The sequence below is a fragment of the Mycobacterium sp. 1245852.3 genome (genome assembly GCF_001669335.1).
GTDB lineage: Bacteria > Actinomycetota > Actinomycetes > Mycobacteriales > Mycobacteriaceae > Mycobacterium > Mycobacterium europaeum_A.
In genome coordinates, this window is sequence record NZ_LZLL01000001.1 from 1 (window position 1) to 2,281 (window position 2,281).

Annotated in this window: 3 protein-coding genes; all 3 read right to left on the reverse strand. The window is 61.7% G+C overall.

From position 1 onward, the window contains the following. Window positions 1-715: 715 nt before the first annotated feature. The gene (locus tag A9W96_RS00005; RefSeq protein WP_067020714.1) at window positions 716-1,111 is read right to left on the reverse strand and encodes a nitroreductase family deazaflavin-dependent oxidoreductase; all 396 of its coding nucleotides are present in this window, start codon (window positions 1,109-1,111) and stop codon (window positions 716-718) included. 43 nt (window positions 1,112-1,154) lie between these two features. Continuing rightward, window positions 1,155-1,568, reverse strand: a complete 414-nt coding sequence (locus tag A9W96_RS00010) for a limonene-1,2-epoxide hydrolase family protein (protein WP_067137203.1) — start codon at window positions 1,566-1,568, stop codon at window positions 1,155-1,157. Window positions 1,569-1,645: 77 nt separating this feature from the next. After that, a partial coding sequence (locus tag A9W96_RS00015; protein WP_156765052.1) for a zinc-binding dehydrogenase occupies window positions 1,646-2,281 on the reverse strand: 636 nt, incomplete at its 5' end.

Consider the following 2,281-nt stretch of genomic DNA (forward strand, 5'->3'; position numbering starts at 1 on the left):
CGGCGACTGACACGCGTCTCGGCAGCTTGAATGGCGACACCCACGACATTGAGGCGTCCGAGGGGCCGCCGCGTCGGGAGTTTGCGAAGTCGCTGCGGTCGGCGGCGCGGCGAAGAGATGATGCGGGGCATGGTCAACAGGCCCCCCATGCGGCGGCTCAGCGAAGCAACGCGCGACAAGCTCGCCAACGTTGTCGCGGCCCCTCGGACGCCTCAATGTCGTGGGTGTCGCCATTCAAGCTGCCGAGACGCGTGTCAGTCGCCGCGACGCAGATCCTTTGCTTATGCAGGTAATGCAGGGTGTTCCAGTCCGCAGGCAGTCCGCAGGGCAGCAGGTGGCAGTAATCGGCGACGCGTAGGAGCACGGTCTCTCAAACAGTTCAATTACTTTGGGGCACAGTCAAATTAGGCGCATAGGCTGGTATCATCTCGCAGGAGCCCCGGGATACCATGAAAACTAAAAGCCCAGGTCAACACTTCGCCGACACTCTCATAATCCGTTGGTCGCGGGTTCGAGCCCCGCCCGCCCCACTTGTTTCTGTGTGACTTCGGTTGATGCTTGACGGGTGATGCCTGACAGTGTTTCGGCTGATGCTTGACAGTTGTTTCGGTTGATCCTCAACGCTCCCTGCGAGCCTTTTGGAGCTGCGGCGTTCGCGTCGGTATTGGGGCACCGCACCGGCCGGTGTCTGGACTGGGTAGTTGTGATCCCGAAGTCAGTGCGTGGAATCGGCCTTGGTCAACACCATCGCCGCTTGGTTGTACGGAAACAGGCGGTAGAACATCCCTGATGGCCCCGAAACGATTGCTGCGCCCTCCGCCTTACTCACCAGACGAGGATTGACCAGGGCGATACTACTGCCGCGCCTGTGCAATACCGCCTGACCGCCGGCCAGAACATTCTTCACCCAGTCCGAATGCAGCCCGTACCCGATGAGGACGACGACGCCGTCGGGTGTGGGGAAAACCAACAGCGGCGTTCGATAACGCCTGCCTGATTTGCGTCCGACATGTTCGAGTGTGCATAGGCCTGGCAGCCACGGCGCGATCGACCGAGCCGCTGGATTGGTGACTCGACGATTGAATTTGGCGACGGCCCTTGGTACCCGCATGGCTCCTCATCCTCAGTTAAGTTCGAATCATCGATGCGCCAACTCATGCGGTCGCGGGCACCAGGGCGCTGATGTCCTCGCCTTGAAGCAGCTTGATCGTCAGATTCAGGTCGAAGTAGTCGGTCCAGCGTGTGATTTTCCCGCCACCATCGACGACGAAGGTCCCCATTACGGGGATGGCCGGCTTGCGTCCATCGGGAGTCTGGATGTAATCCAGCCGTTCGGTGAGCACCACGGAACCCTCGCTGGCGAGGTTCACGATCTCGAAGGCGTAGGCGTCCGGGAACATAGCGAACTGGGCCGCCAGGTTCTCCACGATGGCGTCCGGTCCGGTGAAGGCAGGCATTCCCACGTTCTGATAGACGGCCCCTTCGGCGAGGAGGGGACGTAACGCTTCGGCGTCTCGCGTCTCCATCAAAGCGCAAAAGTGGCGGACGACATCGGCTGGCGAAGACATGAAATGAATCCTTTCGCTGCGAGTAGGTGAATCAACTGCGCGGACTGGAAGACGATGCGGATCTGCCTTTCGACACATCAGTGCTCGTGGATGATCACCCCGCGAATGTTGCGGCCGGCGAGCATGTCGTCGTAGGCCTCGTTGATGTCGTCGAGCTTGTACTCGGTGGTGACGGCTTCGTCGAGCAATAGCTTGCCGCTTCGATAGAGGCTGACCAGTCGAGGGATGTCGGCCCGCGGGTTGGCTTCGCCGTACAGGCTGCCCAGCAGGCGCTTCTGGAACAGCGTGAACAACGTCAGCGGCAGCGTCGGCGTCACGTCGGACATCGATGCCAGGGCGGTCGCCACCACGGCACCGCCCTTCCGCACCGCGTTGAGCGCGTCGTTGATCATCGCGCCTTCGAGGACACCTGGCGTGAGGATGGCCGAGTCGGCCATGATCCCGCGCGTGAGCTCACCAACTAACTGGGTTGCTTCCTGCATCGAGGTGGCAAAGTGCGTGGCCCCGAACTCAAAAGCCTTGTCGCGCTTGCTCGGTTCGATATCCACCACGACGATATGCTCCGCTCCTGCCAGCCGCGCGCCCTGAATGGCACCGCTGCCGATCCCCCCGCAGCCGACCACGAGAACCACGTCGCCGGGACTGACGTTGGCGGTATTCACGGCCGAACCCCAGCCGGTGGTGATGCCGCAACCGAGAAGACATGCGCGCGA